The organism is Microbacterium sp., assembly GCF_031180975.1.
Classification (GTDB): Bacteria; Actinomycetota; Actinomycetes; order Actinomycetales; family Microbacteriaceae; genus Microbacterium.
The window spans coordinates 151025-171556 of the sequence record NZ_JAPSLI010000003.1 but is presented as its reverse complement, the minus strand read 5'-3'; the positions used below and the strand labels follow the sequence as shown (position 1 = coordinate 171556).

Below are 20532 nucleotides of genomic sequence, written 5' to 3'. Positions count from 1 at the left end.
CGTCAGGCCCGACCGTTCGGCGCGCTGTGAAGCGCCGCGGCCGCAGCCGAAGCGGACGCGACGCAAAGCAGCAGGGTCACCACCACGAACCAGGTCCAGCCGGCGCTCGTCAGCACCAGGCCGAGCAGCCATCCGAACACGCTCGAGCCGGCGTAGTAGCCGAAGTAGTACAGCGACGACGCCTGGGCGCGACTCGCCGGCGGAGCGGACACCGGCACCCACCCCGACGCCACGGCGTGCGCGCCGAAGAACCCGGCGGTGAACAGCACCAGGCCCGCGAGCACGACGACCGTGAGCGGCGCGATCATCAGCGTCGCACCGCCCGCCATGACGGCGATCGATGCGAGGAGCACCGGATACCGGCCGTGGCGCGTAGCCAGCGCGCCCGCGCACGGCGACGAGACGGTGCCGGAGAGATAAGCCAGGAAGAGCAGGGTCACCACCCAGACCGGCAGCGAGAACGGCCGATCGACGAGGTGGAATCCGAGGTAGTTGTAGACGGCGACGAAAGCCCCCATCAGCAGGAAGCCCTGCGCGTACAGCGCCCACTGCTGCGGAGAGCGCAGGAGCGCGAGCAGGCGCGGCAGGATGCCGTGACCGGTCGCTCCCCGGGCGCGCTGCGGCACGAAACCACGTGACTTCGGGGTGAGGGCGAGGAAGAGCAGCGCTGACACGCCGCAGAGCAGAGCCACAGCCCACATGCCGGCGCGCCAGTCGATCGCCTCGCCCATCAGTCCCGAGACGATGCGGCCGGAGAGCCCGCCCACGGTCGTCCCCGCGATGTAGCTCCCGGCCGCGGCGGCAGCATGCCGCGCCGCCACCTCCTCGCTGAGGCGAGCGCCACCGCGGGCACGGCCCCGAGCGCCGCGCCCTCGACGCACCGGAGCACGAGAAGCACTGCGATGTCGCCGCTCAGCGGGGCGACGAGGCCGAGTGCTGTGGCCGCGAGGATCCCGATCGCCATCGCCGGGACGCGGCCGATGCGGTCGGCGACGAGCGACCACGGCATGACGGCGGCGGCCAGCCCGATCGTCGCCGCCGAGACGGTGAGGGCGGCCGTGGCCGGGCCGATGGCGAGGTCCGCGGCGATGTGGGGCAGCACCGCCTGCGACGAGTACAGCTGCGCGAAGGTGGCCACTCCAGCGAGGAAGAGCCCGGCGATGAGCCGCCGGTACGCCGGCGAGCCGGGGGCGTGACCGGCGAAGCTCACTGCGCGCGGATCCGCTCCCACAGGGCATCCGTCTGCGCGAGGGTGTGTGCGAGGTCGGCGCCGGTGTCGATGACGACGTCGGCGATGGCGAGCCGCTGCTCGTCGGTCACCTGCGCGTCGATGCGCGCCTGCGCTGCGGCTTCGTCGAGACCGCGCAGCTCCACGAGGCGGCGACGACGGATGCCGGCTGGGGCGTGCGCGACGACGGTCAGGTCCCACGGGTCGTCGACTCGCGCCTCGACGAGCAGCGGCACGTCGTACACCACGACCGCGGAGGGATCATCGTCGAGCACCTCCCGGAAGCGACGCTGCGACTCCTCCCGGACCGCGGGATGAACGATCGCGTTCAGGCGGGCGAGCGATTCGGGTGCGCCGAACACCTTGGACCCCAGGGCTGCCCTGTCCAGCGAACCGTCCGGCTGGATGACGTCGTCCCCGAACGTGTCAGCGATGCGCCGCAGCACAGGCGTTCCCGGCGCCTGCACATCGCGGACGATCTGGTCGGCGTCCACGATCACCGCCCCGTGTTCGGCGAGGCGCCGGGCGATGGTGGACTTCCCCGACGCGATGCCGCCGGTGAGCGCGATGAGGGGCATGCCTCCATCCTGGCACGCGGCTCACCGGCATCCGGAGACGCGGAACGGGCCGCCACCCGCCCGAAGGCGAGGTGACGGCCCGTTCTTGAAAGGCGTGCTTATGCGTTGCCGCCCGAGAGCTTCTCGCGCAGAGCGGCGAGAGCCTCGTCGTCGGCGAGGGTGCCCGCACCAGCGGTGTCGCTGGAGAAGGTCTGAGCGCCGAAGTCGTCGCCGGAGGCAGCCTCGGCCTCGAGAGCCTTGGCGACCTGAGCCTTGTGAGCCTCCCAGCGAGCCTGGGCAGCGGCGTACTCCTGCTCCCATGCCTCGCGCTGAGCCTCGAAGCCTTCCTTCCAGGCGCCGGTCTCCGGGTCGAAGCCCTCCGGGTACTTGTACTCGCCGTTCTCGTCGTACTCGGCGAGCATGCCGTACAGGGCCGGGTCGAACTCGGTGCCGTACGGGTCGACCGACTCGTTGGCCTGCTTCAGCGACAGCGAGATGCGGCGACGCTCGAGGTCGATGTCGATGACCTTGACGAAGACCTCTTCGCCGACCGACACGACCTGCTCGGCCAGCTCGACGTGCTTGCTGGACAGCTCGGAGATGTGCACGAGGCCCTCGATGCCGTCCGCGACGCGGACGAACGCGCCGAACGGAACGAGCTTGGTGACCTTGCCCGGGGTGACCTGGCCGATGGCGTGGGTGCGGGCGAAGACCTGCCACGGGTCCTCCTGCGTCGCCTTCAGCGACAGGGAGACGCGCTCGCGGTCGAGGTCCACCTCGAGGATCTCGACGGTGACCTCCTGGCCGACCTCGACGACCTCGGAGGCGTGCTCGATGTGCTTCCAGGACAGCTCGGAGACGTGCACGAGGCCGTCCACGCCACCCAGGTCGACGAACGCACCGAAGTTGACGATCGACGAAACGACACCCTTGCGGACCTGACCCTTGTGCAGGTTGTTCAGGAACGTGGTGCGCGACTCGGACTGCGTCTGCTCCAGCAGGGCGCGACGGCTCAGAACCACGTTGTTGCGGTTCTTGTCGAGCTCGAGGATCTTCGCCTCGAGCTCCTGGCCGAGGTACGGGGTGAGGTCGCGGACGCGACGCAGCTCGATGAGCGAGGCGGGGAGGAAGCCACGGAGGCCGATGTCGACGATGAGACCGCCCTTGACGACCTCGATGACGGTGCCGGTGACGACACCGTCGTTCTCCTTGATCTTCTCGACGTCGCCCCAGGCGCGCTCGTACTGGGCGCGCTTCTTGGAGAGGATCAGACGGCCTTCCTTGTCCTCCTTCTGGAGAACGAGGGCCTCGACCTGGTCGCCGACGGTGACGACCTCGTTGGGGTCCACGTCGTGCTTGATGGAGAGCTCGCGGGAGGGGATGACGCCCTCGGTCTTGTATCCGACGTCGAGCAGAACCTCATCGCGGTCGATCTTGACGATCGTGCCCTCGATGATGTCGCCGTCGTTGAAGAACTTGAGGGTCTTCTCGACCGCGGCCAGGAAGTCCTCAGCAGAGCCGATGTCGTTGATCGCGACCTGCTTGGTGGCCGGGGCGGTCGTTGCGCTAGTCATGTAGTGGGTTGTCCTTGTGAATGGATGATCGGGCTTCGAGCACTCGGCAGCGCCGGATGTTCGCCTCGAAGCAGGTGGATTGGGGTTGCGATGTCACGAGGGCAGGCGAATGCTCGCCACGAGTGACACTTCAGGCTATCAGAGACAACGGATGCCGCACAGCCGGCATTCCCTGTGGATAACTTCTGCGGAGCAGGACGGGTCGCGGCTACGGTGACGGGGTGATTGTCTCGACCGCTCCCCTGCGCCTTCTCACCGCCGCGGCGGCCGGAGCGGTGACGCTCTCGCTGCTCGCCGCCTGCACACCCCAGCCCGAGCCGACGCCGACGAAGACGGCCCTGTTCGAGACCGAGGAAGAGGCCTTCGCGGCAGCCGAGAAGACATACCGGGAGTACATCAAGGCTTTGGATTCTGTCTCATTCTCGGATCCGGGGTCATTCGAGCCAGCGCTCGCATACACCACGGGCGAAGTCCGCTCAACCGACAAAGAGTTCTTAAGTGAAATGCACGCGAACGGGTACTCACAGACGGGAAAGACAGCGGTGGTCTGGTTCCGGGGTACGAAGTACGCCGCGGACGATGCCCTAATTCAGGCCGAGGCCTGCTTGGACCAAGCCGATCTCGACATCAAGGACGCTTCAGGCTCTTCCGTTGTGCCAGCGGATCGACCCGACCAGTACGTGCTCGCGCTCCAGTTTGAGGTGTCAGAGGACAGTGTGCTTTTGGCAAATTCCACCCCTCGGGAAGGCGAATCATGCGCATCCTGACCGCCATGCTCTTATGCTTCGCGGTCATCGTTTTGTCACCAGTGAGCGCCGCGGCGGGCACACCTCCGACGTGCAGCTCAAACGCGCGGATCGGATGCCCAACGGTCACAACCGACGCAGGCAATCTATACGCGAGCGGTACTAAGCATCAGAATGGCTCGCCAGGATCCCGTACCGACGGCGCCCAAAGGCAACGCGGAGGCAACCACTCCACGAACCCGGTCTACAACCCGATCGCCTGGACTCCTCCCACGTTCGAGGAGTGCAGAGACGCGTGGAACTACATCCGCTGCTACCGCTGGAACCCTGACGGCGAGACGCCACGGGCCGAAGGCGATACCACGCCGGCGATCCCCGAGATCACGATCACCGACCTTGCACGTTTCTCCCCTCCCGGGACCGCGGTCGCCGGTGAGCCGAACAATCTGGGCGTCGCCGGCCTGCCGACGAACTTCGTGGCGACGGCATCCGCCGTCACTCAGCAGGGAGAGCTCTTCGGCTACCCGATCAGCGTGCGGTTCACGCCGGCATCCTTCACCTTCCACTACGGCGACGGCGCCAGCACGACGACCGGCGACGGCGGCTCGACCTGGGCCGATCTCGGCCAGGCACAGTTCACCCCCACTGACACGAGCCACACCTACGCCGAGCGCGGTGAGTACACCGCCCGCGTCGATGTCGCATACTCCGCCGAGATAGACCTCGGTGTCGGCTGGTTCCCGATCTCCGGCCGACTCACGGCGACCGGCCCTGGTCAGCTGATCCGGGTCTTCGAGGCGCACACCGCACTCGTCGCGCACACCTGCACCGAACGACCCTCTTCCCCCGGCTGCTGACGCTCGCAGAAGAAACCAGACCGCCGTGCCAGGATGAGTCCGTGACCGACCGCCTGATGCTGCTCGACACCGCGTCCCTCTACTTCCGCGCGTTCTACGGTGTGCCGGACAAAGTGAAGGCGCCGGACGGCATGTCCGTCAACGCCGTCCGTGGTCTGCTCGACATCGTCGCGAAGCTCGTGTCGACGTATCACCCGACGCATCTGATCGCCTGCTGGGATGACGACTGGCGTCCGCAGTGGCGCGTCGACCTCATCCCCAGCTACAAGGCGCACCGCGTCGTCGAGGTCATCCCCGGCGGCACAGACGTTGAAGAGGTCCCCGACCCGCTCGAGCAGCAGGTTCCGCTCATCCGCGAGACGCTGCGCGCTCTCGGCATCCCGATCATCGGCGCAGCCGAGCACGAAGCGGACGACGTGATCGGCACGCTCGCCACCCACGCCGACAAGTCGGTCGACATCGTCACCGGCGACCGAGACCTGTTCCAGCTCGTCGACGACGCGCGCGGCGTCCGCGTCATCTATACCGCGCGTGGCATGAGCAACCTCGAGATCGTCACCGACGAGACCGTCGTCACGAAGTACGGCGTCCTTCCCGAGCAGTACGCCGATTTCGCGACCATGCGCGGCGACGCCTCCGACGGCCTACCCGGCGTGAAGGGCATCGGCGAGAAGAGCGCCGCGACTCTGCTCAAGGCGCACGGCGATCTGGACGGCATCCGCGCCGCCGCTGCCGCCGGTCAGCTCAGCGCGGCAGTCAGCGCCCGCTTCGCAGAGGCGTCCGCATACCTCGATGTGGCACCCAAGGTGGTCCGTGTCGCCACCGACCTCGACATCAGCGCGCCGGCCACTCCCCTGCGCCCCCTCGACCAGACCGAGGCTGACGCGGCCCGGTCGCTCGCAGAACTGTGGAATCTCGGGTCGTCGATGGACCGCGCGATCGCCGCCCTCGCGAGCAACTCCTGAACGGCAGCGCTATCCCGACGCCCAGGCGGTGAGCCGCTCCAGGCTCCAGGTCGTGACGATCCGCTCCGGCGGCACCCCGTTCTGCTCCGCGCGCTCGGCGCCGTGATCGAGCAGTGAGAGCTGTCCAGGGGCGTGCGCGTCGGAGTCGATCGAGAACAGACATCCCTCCGCCAGGGCGATCGCGATGAGATCGTCCGGCGGGTCCTGCCGCTCCGGACGAGAGTTGATCTCCACGGCGACTCCGTTCTCGGCGCACGCGGCGAACACCGCGGCGGCGTCGAACTGCGACCGCGGGCGGGTGCCACGCGACCCCTGCACGAGGCGGCCCGTGCAATGCCCGAGTACGTTCACGTGCGGATTCGACACGGCGGCGATCATGCGGGCGGTCATCGGTCCGGCATCCATTCGCAGCAGGGAATGCACCGAGGCGACCACGATGTCGAGCTCTTCAAGCAGTTCCGGCTCCTGGTCGAGGCCGCCGTCCTCCAGGATGTCGACCTCGATCCCGGCCAACACCGTCAGCTCGCGCCGGGTTGCGGCGCGCACCAGCGGGATCTGTTCGCGCAGGCGCTCCGGCGAGAGCCCCCGGGCGACCTTCAGTCGCGGCGAGTGGTCCGTGATCGCCAGGTACTCGTGCCCGAGTGCGGCGGCCGTCCGGGCCATCGCCTCGATCGGTGTGGTCCCGTCGGACCAGTCGGTGTGCGAGTGCAGGTCGCCGCGCAGCTTCCGCCGCAGCGCCGACTCGTGCTCCGGTTCGACCGCCGCGCGCAGCTCGACCAGGTAATCGGGGGTGCGGCCCTCCTGCGCCTGCCTGATCACCTCGAACGTCGACGAGCCGATGCCCTTCGCGGCACGGAGCCGCACGGGATCGGCGATCACGTCGGTCGGCAGCTCCCCGAGCACGGCGGCCGCCTGCCGGAACGCGCGCGCCCGATACCGTGACGCGCGCTCGCGCTCCAGCAGTGTGGCGATCTCGAGCAGCGCGTCGACGGCATCCATGGCTCAGCCCTCGCGCTCCTGCGTGACGCGCACCCATTCGTCGAGCTTCGCCGACGCGCGTCCGTCATCGACCGCGACCGCCGCACGATGGAACGCGTCCTTCAGTCGCTCGACGATGGGAACCTGCGTCAACATCGCATCATGCGACAGCTCGTACGCGACGATTCCTGCCGCGGCATTCAACAGCACGATGTCGCGCACCGCGCCCTTCTCGCCGCTGAGTGTGCGACGCAGGACCGCGGCGTTGTGCTCGGGCGATCCGCCGATGAGGTCGTCGAGTTCCGCCAGCGGGATGCCCAGATCGCGGGGGTCGAGGTCGTGCTCGTGGATGTCGCCGCGGACCACCTCCCAGATGCGGCTGTGACCGGTCGTGGTGAGCTCGTCCAGCCCGTCGTCCCCGCGGAACACCAACGCAGTCGCGCCGCGGGTGCGGAACACGCCCGTGATGAGCGGCACGCGATCCAGTTGCGCGACGCCGACGGCGTTCGCCTCGGCGCGCGCCGGATTGCAGAGCGGGCCGAGCATGTTGAACACCGTCGGCACACCCAGCTCGGAGCGGACCGTGCCGGCGTGCCGGAACCCGGGGTGGAACGCCGCTGCCCACGCGAACGTGATGCCGGTGCGGTCGAGGACGGATGCCACGCGCTGAGGATCCAGAGAGATGTCGAGGCCGAGTGCCGCGAGCACGTCGGAGGATCCCGACGAGGAGCTCGCCGCGCGGTTGCCGTGCTTGACGACGGGGATGCCCATCGAACCGATGATGATCGCGGCGGTCGTGGAGACGTTGACCGTCCCCACCCGGTCGCCACCGGTGCCGACGATGTCCAGCACGTCCGAGGAAACCGGCAGCGGCACGGCCGCCTCGAGAATGGCGTCGCGGAACCCGACGATCTCGTCGATCGTCTCGCCCTTCGCCCGAAGCGCGATGAGGAAACCAGCGAGCTGGGCCTCGCCGACCTTGCCCTGCATCACCTGACGCATGGCCCAGGTGGACTCCCACACGCTGAGATCGCGCCGCTGCAGCAGAGAAGCGAGAACATCGGGCCAGGTGAGAGTGTCCGCCATGCCAGTGATCCTATCGACCCTGCACCGGCGGCAGATTCGCAGGCAGTTCTTAGGTTCCCCTAAGTGCGGAACCAGCGAAACGGGTCATGCCGGTGCGAGAATCGGCACCGCGTTTCGGCCATAATGGACGGGTGACCACCTCAGCGACGTATGCCCCGGCTGCCCGAACGATCAAGCGGCCCAACCCGGTAGCTGTCGGCACCATCGTGTGGCTCGGCAGCGAGGTGATGTTCTTCGCGGGACTCTTCGCGATCTACTTCACCCTCCGCAGCACATCCCCCGAACTGTGGGGTGAGCGCACCGGCCTCCTGAACGTGACCTTCGCGGCGGTGAACACCGCCATCCTCGTCGCGTCCTCGTTCACCTGTCAGATGGGCGTGTTCGCCGCGGAGGACCTGCAGCCGTACCGCATCGCGCGCGGCCAGGTGAACGCCATGGGCCGCCGCCGCCTGTTCGGCTGGGGCATGGTCGAGTGGTTCTGGCTCACCTTCGTGCTGGGCGCGATCTTCGTCTGCGGCCAGGTCTGGGAGTACGCCCAGCTCGTCATGGAGGGGATGCCGATCCAGGCCGACTCGTACGCCTCCGCGTTCTACCTCACCACCGGCTTCCACGCCCTGCACGTCACCGGCGGCCTCATCGCGTTCCTGCTGGTCATCGGGCGCGCGTTCGCGGTCAAGAACTTCACGCACAAGGAGGCGACGTCCTCGATCGTCGTGTCCTACTACTGGCACTTCGTCGACGTGGTCTGGCTTGTGCTGTTCGCCGTCATCTACTTCCTGAAATAAGAGCGGAGCGATTTCACGAAATGGCACGAGAGAAGAAGCGCCGCTCCCGCGGCCGTCGCAGTCCCCTCGCCGCCGCCGCCCTGATCGGGGCCGGCCTGCTGATCACCGGTGGCGCGTACGCCGGTGCGTCTGCTGCGATGGCGTCGTCGGATGTGCAGACCGCCGCATCCTCCGAGCTGACCGTCGAGGACGGCGAGAAGCTGTTCACGGCGAACTGCGCCACCTGTCACGGCATGAACCTGGAGGGCACCGACAACGGCCCCAGCCTCATCGGCGTGGGTGAGCTGTCCGTCGAGTTCCAGCTCGCGACGGGTCGGATGCCGCTGCAGATGCAGGGACCGCAGGCTCCGCAGAAGCCGCCGCAGTTCACCGACGCGCAGATCCGCGCGATGGCCGCCTACGTGCAGTCCGTCGCCCCCGGACCGACCTACCCCGACGACGAGGTTCTCGACGGGAAGGGCGACGTGTCGCACGGTGCGGAGCTGTTCCGCATCAACTGCGCCATGTGCCACAACGTCGCCGCCGCCGGTGGTGCGCTCACCGAGGGCAAGTACGCCCCCGCGCTGACATCGACCAGCGCGCTGCACATCTACGCGGCGATGGTCACCGGTCCGCAGAACATGCCGGTGTTCGGTGACATGAACCTGAGCACCGAGGACAAGCGCGACATCATCTCGGCCCTGCTGTACCAGCAGGAGGCCGTCCAGGTCGGCGGGTTCACACTCGGTTCGCTGGGTCCCGTCTCGGAGGGCCTCTTCATCTGGATCTTCGGTATCGGCGCCCTGGTCGCCCTCACCGTGTGGATCACGGCGAAGTCCAACTGACGCACATACATCGAAGACTTACGTACGAGGAGCACCATGGCACACGACGTCGACACGCAGGCTCTTGACAGGGCCTACCAGCCCTCGCCGGGGCTGGGCGTCGCAGTCAGCGATCCCGCACAGAACCCGGGACTGCCGCCGCATCGTGAGCGGATGACCGACAAGGACCCGCGGGCCGAGAAGACCGCCGCCCGCACGGTCTACACGCTGTTCTACCTGTCGCTCGCCGCCAGCATCTGGGCCGTCGCCGCCTACATGCTGTTCCCGATCGAGAGCGGCGCTCTCATCGACGTGCGCAACAACAACCTGTTCGTCGGCCTCGGCATCGGCTTCGCCCTCCTCGCGCTCGGCCTCGGTGCCATCCACTGGTCCAAGGCGCTCATGTCCGACCGCGAGCACATCGAGCACCGCCACCCGACCCGCGGGCGCGACAGCACGCGTGAGGCCGCCGTGAAGGCATTCGCGGACGCCAACGAGGAATCCGGCTTCGGTCGCCGTACCATGATCCGCAACTCGCTGATCGCCGCCGTGGTGGCATCCATCGTGCCCGGCGTGACGCTGTTCCGCGGCCTCGCCCCGCACGCCACCGCCGAGCACCCCACCGCCGGCGACCCCGTGGCGCTTCTCAAGCACACCATGTGGGACAAGGGCACCCGTCTGGTCCGCGACCCCGACGGCACGCCGATCCGCGCGGCGGATGTGACCCTCGGCTCGGCGGTGCACGTCATCCCCGACGGTCTGAACGACCTCGGCCACGAGGGCGGTCTTCTCGAGGAGAAGGCGAAGGCCATCGTCCTGCTCATGCGCCTGCGTCCCGAGGATCTGATCGAGGACGAGGACCGCAAGGACTGGTCGTACGACGGCATCGTCGCCTACTCCAAGGTCTGCACGCACGTCGGCTGCCCGGTCGCGCTGTACGAGCAGCAGACGCACCACCTGCTCTGCCCGTGCCACCAGTCGCAGTTCGACGTGACCGAGCACGCCAAGGTCATCTTCGGCCCGGCCGCCCGCCCGCTGCCGCAGCTGCCCATCGCCGTCGACGATGAGGGCTACCTCATCGCGCAGAGCGACTTCAAGGAACCCGTCGGCCCGAGCTTCTGGGAGCGTCATTGAGCACCGCAACTCTTCACCAGGACACCACGAACGCCGACACCAGGCAGGCGCCTCTCGGTGGCCGGTTCATCGGCGCGACCGCGAACTACATCGATGAGCGCACCAGCCTCTCCGGCTTCGTCAAGGAGCTGGGCCGGAAGATCTTCCCCGACCACTGGTCGTTCATGCTGGGTGAGATCGCGCTGTGGAGCTTCGTGGTCGTGTTCCTGTCGGGCACGTTCCTGACGTTCTTCTTCCAGGCCTCGATGGTCCCCACGCACTACACCGGTGCGTACGAGCCGATGCGCGGCATCGAGATGTCCGCGGCCCTCGAGTCGACGCTGCACATCTCGTTCGACCTGCGCGGCGGTCTGCTGGTCCGACAGATCCACCACTGGGCGGCGCTGACCTTCGTCGCGGGCATCGGCGTGCACATGCTCCGTGTGTTCTTCACCGGCGCGTTCCGCAAGCCGCGCGAGCTGAACTGGGTGATCGGATTCGTGCTGTTCGTCCTGGCCATGGCTGAGGGCTTCACCGGCTACTCGCTCCCCGACGACCTGCTCTCGGGCAACGGCCTCCGCATCATCGACGGCATGATCAAGGGCATCCCGCTGATCGGCACCTGGACCTCGTACCTGCTGTTCGGCGGCGAGTTCCCCGGTACCGACATCGTCGGACGCCTGTACACCCTGCACATCCTGTTGCTGCCGCTGCTGGTGCTCGCGCTCATCGTGCTGCACCTGATGCTGATGGTGATCAACAAGCACACCCAGTTCGCCGGGCCTGGCCGCACCAACGACAACGTCGTGGGCTACCCGATGATGCCGGTGTACATGTCCAAGATGGGCGGGTTCCTGTTCATCGTGTTCGGCACGATCGTGCTGATCGCCTCGCTCTTCCAGATCAACCCGATCTGGAACTACGGTCCGTACGACCCGTCCCCTGTGTCCGCGGGTACCCAGCCCGACTGGTACATCGGCTTCGCCGACGGTGCGCTGCGACTGGCGCCGTCGAACCTGGACATCGTGTTCCTCGACCGCACCTGGTCGTTCGGCATCCTGATCCCGCTCGTGGTTCTGGGTCTGTTCATCGTGCTGGTCGCGCTGTACCCGTTCATCGAGGCGTGGATCACCGGTGACAAGCGCGAGCACCACATCGCGGTCCGTCCGCGCAACGCCCCGACCCGCACCGGAATCGGCGTCGCCGGCGTGATCTTCTACGCGGTGCTGTGGGCATCGGCTTCGTCCGACCTCATCGCGACGCACTTCATGCTGACGATGGAGGGTGTGATCCGCGCCCTGCAGATCCTGCTCATCGTCGGCCCGATCCTCGGCTACTTCATCGCCAAGCGCATCTGCATCGCGCTGCAGAAGAAGGACCGCGAGATCGTCCTGCACGGTTACGAGTCGGGCCGCATCGTGCGCCTCCCCGGCGGCGAGTTCATCGAGGTGCACCAGCCGGTCGACATCTACGACCGCTGGAAGCTGATCGACTTCGAGACGTACGAGCCTCTGGTCGTGCGCCCGAACGCGAAGGGCCGCATCCCGTGGCACGAGAACCTGCGCTCCTCGATCTCGCGCTGGTTCTTCGAGGACCGCCTGCAGCCGCTCACCCAGGCGGAGCTGCTCGCCGCGGACGCGCACCAGCACCACGCTCTCGCGAGCATGGCAGAGATCGAGGCCGAGGAGATCGCCGGAGCGCACGAGCGCGCCGGGGTCGCCGAAGACGACATCGCTCCCGTGGATCCGCATGTGCCCGAGACGGGCAACGTGCCGACCTCGGTGATCGCGAAGGAGCCCGTCAAGCGGCCGCGCAAGAAGAAGTCGGAGGACGGCGAGTAACACCCGCCGCTCCCCCACCGGAGGCCCCGTCGGCCGCTGAGCTCGTCTCAGCACCGGCGGGGCCTCTGGCATACCCCGCACTCCCCCGAGCGGATGCCATACGGCCGCGACCCGTGACCGGCACGGCGTACCCTGGGTTCATGATCGACCGCCACGACTACTTCGCCGCCAAGCTCGCCTACGAGACGGATGCCAGTGATGTGCACGCCGCACGCAAGGCCGGGACTCCTCTCGTCGTCGTCGACGTGCGCTCCGACGAGGCCTGGACCCAGGGACGCGTCCCCGGGGCGATCCACATGCACTACAGCGAGATCGCCACGCGTGCACCACAAGAGATCCCGCAGACGGCCGAGGTCATCGTCTACTGCTGGAGCCCGGGTTGCAACGCCGGCGCCAAGGGCGCGCTCGAGTTCGCCGCGCTCGGGTACGCGGTGCGCGAGATGATCGGCGGCTTCGAGTACTGGGGGCGGGAGGGCTATCCGGTCGAGGACGCCGACGGGGTGCATCGCCGCCCCATCGACCCGCTCACAGGCGTTCCCCGCGTGCGCATGCGCGCCTGAGCCGGTCCTGTCGTCATTCGCCGGGCGCGGACATGAAAGTATGACGAAGGCCCCTCAGGACAGGCCGGGCGGATTTCAAATGGTGGTCGCAACCTCCCGAAACTCGGTGTTGCGACCACCCCTTGAATCCGCCCACGTCCTGAGGGGCCTTCGTGGATGTCTCAGCGAGCGAAGTGGCCGCGGTAGTACTCGTACACCCAACCGACGATCGCCACGGCGAAGATCGCCAGGCCGATCGGCAGCAGGAAGTGCCCGACGGCCAGGCCGATGAGGAAGATCGCGGCGGAGGCGGCCAGCACGATGGGCCACCAGGACCACGGGCTGAACTCGCCCAGCTCGGGGTCACCGTCGTCGATGTCCGCCGTGAGCACGTCCTCGGGCAGCTCGCCGCCCTGCGCCTTGTGGGTCTTGCTCAGATAGAACGCGATCATCGCGCTCATCGCCGCGCCGAACAGCAGCGCGATGGAGCCGACCCACTCGATGGCCACGGTCACCGGGCGCTCGGAGTACTCGGTGATGCTCCACACCGTGTACCCGATCGCGACGATCGTGCAGAACGCACAGACGATCCACCACAGGATGACGTTGTCGCGCATGACTTACTTGCCCTCTCCGTCTGCGTAACCACCGACCGGCGCGGGCACGGGGTGCTCCGCGGCCTCGGGGTGGTTCAGGTCGAACGCCGGCCGCTCGCTGCGGATGCGCGGGATCGAGGTGAAGTTGTGGCGCGGGGGCGGGCAGGAGGTCGCCCACTCGAGCGACGCGCCGTAGCCCCACGGGTCGTTCACGGTGACCTTGGGCGCCTTGCGCGCGGTGATCCACACGTTCAGGAAGAACGGCAGCATCGACGCGCCGAGGATGACGGCACCGATCGTCGACACCTGGTTCTGCCACGCCCAGCCGTCCGCGGCCGAGTAGTCGGCGTAGCGACGCACCATGCCGTCGACGCCCAGCCAGTGCTGGATGAGGAACGTCATGTGGAAGCCGATGAACAGCATCCAGAAGTGCACGTAGCCGAGGCGCTCGTTCAGCATGCGACCGGTCCACTTCGGCCACCAGAAGTAGAAGCCCGAGAACATCGCGAACACGACCGTTCCGAACACCACGTAGTGGAAGTGTGCGACGACGAAGTACGAGTCGCTGAGGTGGAAGTCCAGCGGCGGCGAGGCGAGGATGACGCCGGTGAGACCACCGAACACGAACGACACCAGGAACCCGAGCGCGAACACCATGGGCGTCTCGAAGGTCACCGAGCCGCGCCACATGGTGCCGATCCAGTTGAAGATCTTCACACCCGTGGGCACCGCGATGAGCATCGTCATCAGGGCGAAGAACGGCAGCAGCACGGAACCGGTGACGTACATGTGGTGCGCCCACACGGCCACGGAGAGGGCGGCGATCGCGATGGTCGCGTACACCAGCGTCTTGTACCCGAAGATCGGCTTGCGGCTGAACACCGGGAACACCTCGGAGACGATGCCGAAGAAGGGCAGCGCGATGATGTACACCTCGGGGTGGCCGAAGAACCAGAACAGGTGCTGCCACAGCAGCACGCCGCCGTTGGCCGCGTCGTAGACGTGCGCACCCAGGACTCGGTCGGCACCGGCCGCGAAGATCGCGGCGGCCAGCACCGGGAACGCCATCAGGATGAGCAGGCTGGTGATCAGCGTGTTCCACGAGAAGATCGGCATCCGCCACATCGTCATGCCGGGGGCGCGCATCGTGATGATCGTGGTGATGAAGTTCACCGCACCGAGGATGGTGCCGAAACCGGACAGGCCGAGACCCAGCATCCACAGGTTGCCGCCGGCGCCGGGCGAGAAGGTCGCGTTGGCGAGCGGCTGGTAGGCGAACCATCCGAACGAGGCCGCACCCTGCGGGGTCAGGAAGCCGGCCACCGCGATCGTCGAGCCGAACAGGAACAGCCAGAAGGCGAACGCGTTCAGACGAGGGAACGCGACATCGGGGGCGCCGATCTGCAGCGGCAGCACGGCGTTGGCGAACCCGGCGAACAGCGGCGTCGCGAACATCAGCAGCATGATCGTGCCGTGCATCGTGAACAGCTGGTTGTACTGCTCCTTGGTCGGCACGATCTGCATGCCGGGGGCGAACAGCTCTGCGCGGATGACCAGCGCCATCACACCGCCGAGGAGGAAGAACAGCACCGAGGCGATGAGGTACATGTACCCGATCGTCTTGTGGTCGGTGGAGGTGATCCACTTCACGACGATGTTGCCCTTCTGCTCGACGCGCGAGGACGTGAGCAGAGCCGCCTGACGCGGCGGAAGGGTGGTGGGACGGGAGCGCGGAGCCTCGTCGGTGCGGGGTGCCTCTGTGGTGGACATGGGTTACTCCTCATCTCCCTCGAAGTTGTCCGAACCGTCGGAGCTGCTTCCGGTACCGGGGAAGTTCGCGAGTCGGTCGTAGGCGTCGTTGATGTCGCCGGTGTTGCCCTGCTCGCGCAGCGACTCGAGGTAGGCTTCGTACTCGTCCTGCTCGACGACCTTCACGTTGAACAGCATCATCGAGTGGTACTCACCGCACAGCTCGGCGCACTTGCCGTCGTACTCGCCGACACGGGTCGGGGTGAAGGACCAGGTGTTGTCCTTCCCGATGTACATGTCCTTCTTGTAGAGGAAGTCGATGATCCAGAACGAGTGGATGACGTCGCGCGACTGCAGGTGGATGGTGACCTTCTGGTCGACCGGCAGCACTAGGGTGGGCAGCTGGCTCTTGTCGATGTCGCCCTGGGCGTTCGGCTGCGCCTGGATGCCCATCGTCCAGACGGCGTCCTCGTTGTCGTCGTCCTGGCCGTTGTACTGGAAGTCCCACGCCCACTGCTTCGCGATGGCCGTGATCTCGACGTCGGGCTCGTCCCACTGTGTCTCGATCGCGGTCTGATCGCGCGCGGTGAAGAAGAACATGCCGAGCACCAGGATCAGCGGGACCACCGTGTAGAGGATCTCCAGCGGCATGTTGTAACGCAGCTGCACCGGCAGACCGGTCTGCCCCTTGCGACGGCGGTACACGACCGCAGCCCACCCCATTAGGCCCCAGGTGATGAGGCCGACGGCGAGCAGGACCACCCAGGAGGTGACCCACAGGCCGGCGACGCGCTCGGTCTGGTTCGTGGTGGCAGTGCCATCCTCGACGAAGCCTGGGAGGAAGCCGTGGAGTTCGGTGGGAGTACATCCCGCCAGGGCCACAGCTGCCGCGACTCCCAGAGGGAGGGCGGCCCAACGAAGGCGGCGATTCGACGGCACGATGCACCTTTCAGATCACGGACAGGGGCGGCCTCAAGTCTAGGGCAACCTCACACCCGATTCATGCCAACCACGCAGGTTGGCGGGTCTCAGTGGAAGCTGTCTCCGCACGCGCAGCTGCCCGCTGCGTTGGGGTTGTCGATGGTGAACCCCTGCTCCGAAATGGTGTCCTTGAAGTCGATCGAGGCGCCGTCGAGATACGGGACGCTCATGTTGTCGACGATGACCTCGACGCCGTCGAAGTCGACGGTCTGGTCGCCCTCGAGGAAGCGCTCGTCGAAGTAGAGCTGGTAGATCAGGCCGGAGCATCCGCCGGGCTGGACGGCGACGCGCAGGCGCAGGTCGTCGCGGCCCTCCTGCTCGAGAAGGCTCTTCACCTTCTGGGCGGCTGCATCCGTCAGCGAGACTCCGTGAGCGCGCGTGGTCTCGGCAGTCAGTGTGGTGTCGCTCATGTCACTCCTTGGAACGGCGGCAGCGGCATGCTGCTCAGCACCGATTCTACCGTCGGGGCCTGAGCCGGGGGCGGGAAGCGGGCGGCCTGGCGCCCCGCGCGCCGTCGACGACCCGGCGCAGGCAATGGTTCAGGATGCCGGGACGCCGGCGTTCATGCGCGTGAGGAGCAGCGCCTCGGTGCGCACGGCGTTGCGGAACGTCTCCAGGTGCAGCGACTCGTTGGGGCTGTGCGCGCGCGAGTGCGGGTCCTCCACGCCGGTGACGAGGATCTGCGCGCCCGGGAACTCCCGGACGAGATCGGCGATGAACGGGATGGATCCGCCCACCCCCAGGTCGACCGGCTCGACCCCGTAGCCGTCGGCCATGGCATCCCGCGTCATGGCGACCGCCCACCCAGCGGTGTCCACCAGGAATCCGTCGCCGAGGTCGACGTCCGAGAATGTCAGTTCCGCTCCGAAGGGCGCGTGTGCCCGCAGATGCGCCTCGAGGGCGCGGTACGCGTCGTGCGCGCTCTGGCCCGGGGCGACGCGCGCGCTGATCACGACGCTGACCTCCGGGAGCAGCGTGTTCGACGCCTCGGCCACGCTGGTCGCGTCGATGCCGGTGATCGTCACCGACGGCTTGTTCCAGATCCGGCTCAGGATGCTGTCGCGCCCGACCGGGGACACCCCGGGCAGCAGCCCGGTCTCCTCCCGCAGCGTCTGCTCCGAGTACGGCGGCGTGTCGGCGTCGCGGACGGCGAGTCCGTCGACGGCGACGGCACCGTCCGCGTCCCAGAGCGTCGCGAGCAGCGTGACGGCGGCCATCATGGCATCCGGCACCGCTCCCCCGAACATGCCGGAGTGCGAGGCGTGATCGAGCGTGCGGACGGTCAGCGTGAACCGCGCATTGCCGCGCAGCGACACGGTGAGACCAGGGGTGTGCGAGTCGAGATTGCCCGAGTCGGCCACGACGATGGCATCCGCTCGGAGCGCATCGGCATTGTCGGAGAGGAAGCGGGCGAACGAGCGGGAGCCGTACTCCTCCTCCCCCTCGATGAACAGGGCGATGCCCAGTTCGAGGTCGTCGCCGACCGTCTCGGCCACGGCGCGCAGCGCGGCGATGTGCGCCATGATGCCCGCCTTGTCGTCCGCCGCGCCCCGCCCGTACAGCCGCCCGTCGCGCACCGTCGGCTCGAACGGCGGGCTGTCCCACAGCTCCTCGGCGCCGGGCGGCTGCACGTCGTGGTGCGCGTACAGCAGGATGGTGGGCTTGCCGTTGCGGGCCGCCCTGGTGGCGAGCACGGCCGGCTGTCCCAGCTCGTCGGTGTCGTCGATGTGCGCGCGCAGCACTCTGACCTCGTCGAACACGCCGGTGTCGCGCGCCAGGGCGGCGACCGCCTCGGCGCTGCGCTCCAGCTGCGTCTGATCGAACGCCGGCCAGGCGATGCCCGGGATCCGGACCAGCGTGCCGAGGTCGTTGAGAGCGGCGGGCGCACCCAGCGCGACCGCCTCCAGCACGGCCGATTCGAGGTCGGATGATGCCGGCGTTGCAGAAGAGGTCATGCGGGTAATCTTAAGGTGAACCCCGACTTCAAACTGAGGACCCCCGTGCCCACTCCCTCTTCTCCGACGAACGACGACGCCCCCCAGACCCCGGCTGCGGGCAAGGGACGTGCGACGCCGACGCGCGCCGAGCGCGAGGCCGCCCGCCGCCGCCCCCTCGTCGCGAACACGAAGGAGGCCCGCGCGGCAGCGAAGGCCGAACTGCAGGCGCGCCGCGAGCGTGCCCGCATCGGCATGGAGAACGGGGAGGACAAGTACCTCCCGCCGCGGGACAAGGGCCCGCAGCGCCGTTGGGTGCGCGACTACGTCGACGCCGGCTGGCACATCTCGGAGTGGGTGATGGCCGCCATGCTGATCGTCATCATCGCGGCGATCATCCCGGTGCCGGAGGTGCAGTACTGGTCCATGCTCGGCCTGTGGGCGTACATGCTGCTCGCGATCGGCGACATGGTCCTGCTCGGCCTCCGGGTCAAGCGGAAGGCTGCCGCGAAGTTCGGTGCGGAGCGGCGTGAGAAGGGCCTCGGCTGGTACGCCGCCATGCGCGCCCTGCAGATGCGCTTCATGCGTCTGCCGAAGCCGCAGGTCAAGCGCGGCCAGTACCCCGCCTGATCCTCGCCGCCTCGCGGCGCGGGCGCGGTTCCGCGGGGGTCGACGGCCGCGCTGGCGTCAGCGCCGGGCCAGTCCGCGGTTGATCTGGCGCGCCCACAGCGGACCCCGGTAGAGGAACCCTGTGTAGCCCTGCACCAGGGTCGCGCCGGCATCCAGCCGCTTCTGCACGTCCTCGGCGGTCTCCACTCCCCCGACGGCGATGACGCAGAAGTCGTCGGGGACGGCGGCCTTGACCACGGCGAGCACCTCGAGCGAGCGCTCCCGCAGCGGTGCTCCCGACAGCCCACCGGCTCCGGCGGCTTCGACGATCGCCGGGTCGGTGCGCAGGCCGTCGCGCGAGATCGTGGTGTTGTGGGCGATGATCCCGTCCAGTCCCTCGACGACCGCGAGGCGCGCGATCGCAGCGATCTCGTCGTCGGGAAGGTCGGGCGCGATCTTGACGAGCAGCGGGGTGTCCCCCGCCGCCGTCTTCACGGCACGCAGCAGCGGCGCGAGCGTCTCGACGGCCTGCAGACCGCGCAGGCCGGGGGTGTTCGGCGACGACACGTTGACCGCGAGGTAGTCGGCGAGCGGGGCGAGCACGATCGCCGAGGTGACGTAGTCGGCGGTCGCGTTCTCCACGTCGACGACGCGGCTCTTGCCGATGTTCACGCCGATCACCGCGTGCGGGGCACGGCGACGCAGTCGCCTCAGCCGCCTGGCGGCGGCGTCCGCGCCGGCGTTGTTGAAGCCCATCCGGTTGATGACCGCACGGTCCGGAACGAGGCGGAACAGTCGCGGCTTCGGGTTGCCCTCCTGCGGGATCGCAGTGATCGTCCCGACCTCGACATGGCCGAAGCCCAGCGCGGCGAGGCCGCGCACCCCCACGGCGTTCTTGTCGAAGCCCGCGGCGACACCGAACGGCGACGGGAACGTCAGACCGAGGGCGCGGACCTGGAGATCGGATGCCGGCGCGCACAGCGCCCTGGTCACCCACGAGAAGGGTGGCACGCCGAGCACGCGGACGACGGCCATGCCGGCGTGGTGGGCGAACTCGGGGTCGAGGCGCGACAGGACGTGGCGGAAGAGCAGCGGATACATCACTGCCAGGCTACCGGTCGGAGCCCGGCGTCCCGGCATGGTCTGCGCGCAGCTCGCTGATGGCAGCCTCGAAGTCCTCCAGCGAATCGAACTCCTGGTACACGCTCGCGAAGCGGAGGTACGCGACCTCGTCGAGCTCGCGGAGCGGGCCGAGGATCGCGAGGCCGATCTCGTTGGTGTCCAGCTGCGAGACGCCGGTCTGACGCACCGCCTCCTCGACCTTCTGCGCGAGCACGGCCAGATCCGCCTCTGTGACGGGACGGCCCTGGCACGCCTTTCGCACTCCGGCGATCACCTTGTCACGGCTGAACGACTCCATCACACCGGAGCGCTTGATCACCATGAGACTGGCGGTTTCGGTGGTCGAGAATCGTCCGCCGCACTCGGGGCACTGCCGCCGGCGGCGGATCGACAGACCGTCGTCGCTGGTGCGCGAGTCGATGACGCGAGAGTCCGGATGCCGGCAGAAGGGGCAGTGCATGATCTCTAA

General features: G+C 68.0%; 21 protein-coding genes and 1 pseudogene. 9 read left to right on the top strand and 13 right to left on the bottom strand.

Going from position 1 to position 20532, the window contains the following annotated elements:
* Nucleotides 1–2: 2 nt before the first annotated feature.
* From RIF65_RS15130 to rpsA, 4 genes and pseudogenes are all read right to left on the bottom strand, one after another.
* Nucleotides 3–518, bottom strand: a complete 516-nt coding sequence (locus RIF65_RS15130; RefSeq protein WP_375142132.1) for an MFS transporter — start codon at nt 516–518, stop codon at nt 3–5.
* Nucleotides 516–1102, bottom strand: a pseudogene (locus RIF65_RS15125) (MFS transporter); the annotation flags it as partial. The pseudogene RIF65_RS15125 and the gene RIF65_RS15130, both read right to left, overlap by 3 nt.
* Before the next feature lie 104 nt (nt 1103–1206).
* Nucleotides 1207–1806: a dephospho-CoA kinase gene (coaE, locus tag RIF65_RS05575; protein WP_309066309.1), complete on the bottom strand. Its 600-nt coding sequence runs from the start codon at nt 1804–1806 to the stop codon at nt 1207–1209.
* Nucleotides 1807–1904: 98 nt separating this feature from the next.
* Entirely contained in the window at nt 1905–3359 is a 1455-nt protein-coding gene (rpsA, locus tag RIF65_RS05570; RefSeq protein ID WP_309066310.1) for a 30S ribosomal protein S1, read from the bottom strand.
* 221 nt (nt 3360–3580) lie between these two features.
* On the opposite strand from rpsA, the gene RIF65_RS05565 reads away from it, so the two are divergent.
* From RIF65_RS05565 to RIF65_RS05555, 3 genes are read left to right on the top strand one after another with little or no spacing between them, the layout of a single operon-like run.
* Nucleotides 3581–4126 (top strand): hypothetical protein, encoded by a 546-nt coding sequence (locus RIF65_RS05565; RefSeq protein WP_309066311.1) that lies wholly within the window; start codon nt 3581–3583, stop codon nt 4124–4126.
* Nucleotides 4114–4962, top strand: coding sequence for a hypothetical protein (locus tag RIF65_RS05560; protein ID WP_309066312.1), 849 nt, complete (start codon nt 4114–4116; stop codon nt 4960–4962). Before RIF65_RS05565 ends, RIF65_RS05560 begins: the two co-directional genes overlap by 13 nt.
* A gap of 41 nt (nt 4963–5003) precedes the next feature.
* A complete protein-coding gene (locus RIF65_RS05555) occupies nt 5004–5927 on the top strand; it encodes a 5'-3' exonuclease (protein WP_309066313.1) in 924 nt (307 codons plus the stop codon).
* A gap of 9 nt (nt 5928–5936) precedes the next feature.
* On the opposite strand, the gene RIF65_RS05550 is transcribed toward RIF65_RS05555, so the two are convergent.
* Together RIF65_RS05550 and trpD are read right to left on the bottom strand one after the other, a co-directional pair.
* A complete protein-coding gene (locus tag RIF65_RS05550; RefSeq protein WP_309066314.1) occupies nt 5937–6926 on the bottom strand; it encodes a PHP domain-containing protein in 990 nt (329 codons plus the stop codon).
* Between the two features lie 3 nt (nt 6927–6929).
* Nucleotides 6930–7991: an anthranilate phosphoribosyltransferase gene (gene trpD, locus RIF65_RS05545; protein WP_309066315.1), complete on the bottom strand. Its 1062-nt coding sequence runs from the start codon at nt 7989–7991 to the stop codon at nt 6930–6932.
* A gap of 86 nt (nt 7992–8077) precedes the next feature.
* Here trpD and ctaE point away from each other — a divergent pair, with 86 nt between their 5' ends.
* From ctaE to RIF65_RS05520, 5 genes are all read left to right on the top strand, one after another.
* Complete coding sequence (ctaE, locus tag RIF65_RS05540) at nt 8078–8776, top strand: aa3-type cytochrome oxidase subunit III (protein ID WP_309066316.1); 699 nt, start codon at nt 8078–8080, stop codon at nt 8774–8776.
* 20 nt (nt 8777–8796) lie between these two features.
* Nucleotides 8797–9600, top strand: a complete 804-nt coding sequence (gene qcrC, locus RIF65_RS05535) for a cytochrome bc1 complex diheme cytochrome c subunit (RefSeq protein WP_309066317.1) — start codon at nt 8797–8799, stop codon at nt 9598–9600.
* Between the two features lie 36 nt (nt 9601–9636).
* Nucleotides 9637–10713, top strand: coding sequence for a cytochrome bc1 complex Rieske iron-sulfur subunit (gene qcrA / locus RIF65_RS05530; RefSeq protein WP_309066318.1), 1077 nt, complete (start codon nt 9637–9639; stop codon nt 10711–10713).
* On the top strand, nt 10710–12533 hold the full coding sequence (gene qcrB, locus RIF65_RS05525) for a cytochrome bc1 complex cytochrome b subunit (protein ID WP_309066319.1): 1824 nt from the start codon (nt 10710–10712) through the stop codon (nt 12531–12533). The genes qcrA and qcrB overlap by 4 nt, the downstream gene beginning before the upstream one ends.
* Before the next feature lie 140 nt (nt 12534–12673).
* On the top strand, nt 12674–13093 hold the full coding sequence (locus RIF65_RS05520) for a rhodanese-like domain-containing protein (protein ID WP_309066320.1): 420 nt from the start codon (nt 12674–12676) through the stop codon (nt 13091–13093).
* A 161-nt stretch (nt 13094–13254) separates the two neighbouring features.
* On the opposite strand, the gene RIF65_RS05515 is transcribed toward RIF65_RS05520, so the two are convergent.
* The 5 genes from RIF65_RS05515 to RIF65_RS05495 all read right to left on the bottom strand — a co-directional run bounded on the left by RIF65_RS05515 (nt 13255) and on the right by RIF65_RS05495 (nt 18353).
* A complete protein-coding gene (locus tag RIF65_RS05515) occupies nt 13255–13689 on the bottom strand; it encodes a cytochrome c oxidase subunit 4 (RefSeq protein ID WP_309066321.1) in 435 nt (144 codons plus the stop codon).
* A gap of 3 nt (nt 13690–13692) precedes the next feature.
* Nucleotides 13693–15438, bottom strand: coding sequence for an aa3-type cytochrome oxidase subunit I (ctaD, locus tag RIF65_RS05510; RefSeq protein WP_309066322.1), 1746 nt, complete (start codon nt 15436–15438; stop codon nt 13693–13695).
* A gap of 3 nt (nt 15439–15441) precedes the next feature.
* A complete protein-coding gene (ctaC, locus tag RIF65_RS05505; RefSeq protein ID WP_309066323.1) occupies nt 15442–16356 on the bottom strand; it encodes an aa3-type cytochrome oxidase subunit II in 915 nt (304 codons plus the stop codon).
* Nucleotides 16357–16445: 89 nt separating this feature from the next.
* Nucleotides 16446–16808, bottom strand: a complete 363-nt coding sequence (gene erpA, locus RIF65_RS05500; protein ID WP_309066324.1) for an iron-sulfur cluster insertion protein ErpA — start codon at nt 16806–16808, stop codon at nt 16446–16448.
* Nucleotides 16809–16937: 129 nt separating this feature from the next.
* Nucleotides 16938–18353, bottom strand: coding sequence for a dipeptidase (locus RIF65_RS05495; protein ID WP_309066325.1), 1416 nt, complete (start codon nt 18351–18353; stop codon nt 16938–16940).
* Between the two features lie 45 nt (nt 18354–18398).
* Here RIF65_RS05495 and RIF65_RS05490 point away from each other — a divergent pair, with 45 nt between their 5' ends.
* Nucleotides 18399–18962, top strand: a complete 564-nt coding sequence (locus RIF65_RS05490; protein WP_309066326.1) for a DUF3043 domain-containing protein — start codon at nt 18399–18401, stop codon at nt 18960–18962.
* Between the two features lie 57 nt (nt 18963–19019).
* Here the strand turns inward: RIF65_RS05490 and RIF65_RS05485 are convergent, their stop codons facing one another.
* Entirely contained in the window at nt 19020–20042 is a 1023-nt protein-coding gene (locus RIF65_RS05485) for a quinone-dependent dihydroorotate dehydrogenase (RefSeq protein ID WP_309066327.1), read from the bottom strand.
* A gap of 10 nt (nt 20043–20052) precedes the next feature.
* Nucleotides 20053–20523 (bottom strand): transcriptional regulator NrdR, encoded by a 471-nt coding sequence (gene nrdR / locus RIF65_RS05480; RefSeq protein WP_309066328.1) that lies wholly within the window; start codon nt 20521–20523, stop codon nt 20053–20055.
* Nucleotides 20524–20532 lie beyond the last annotated feature (9 nt).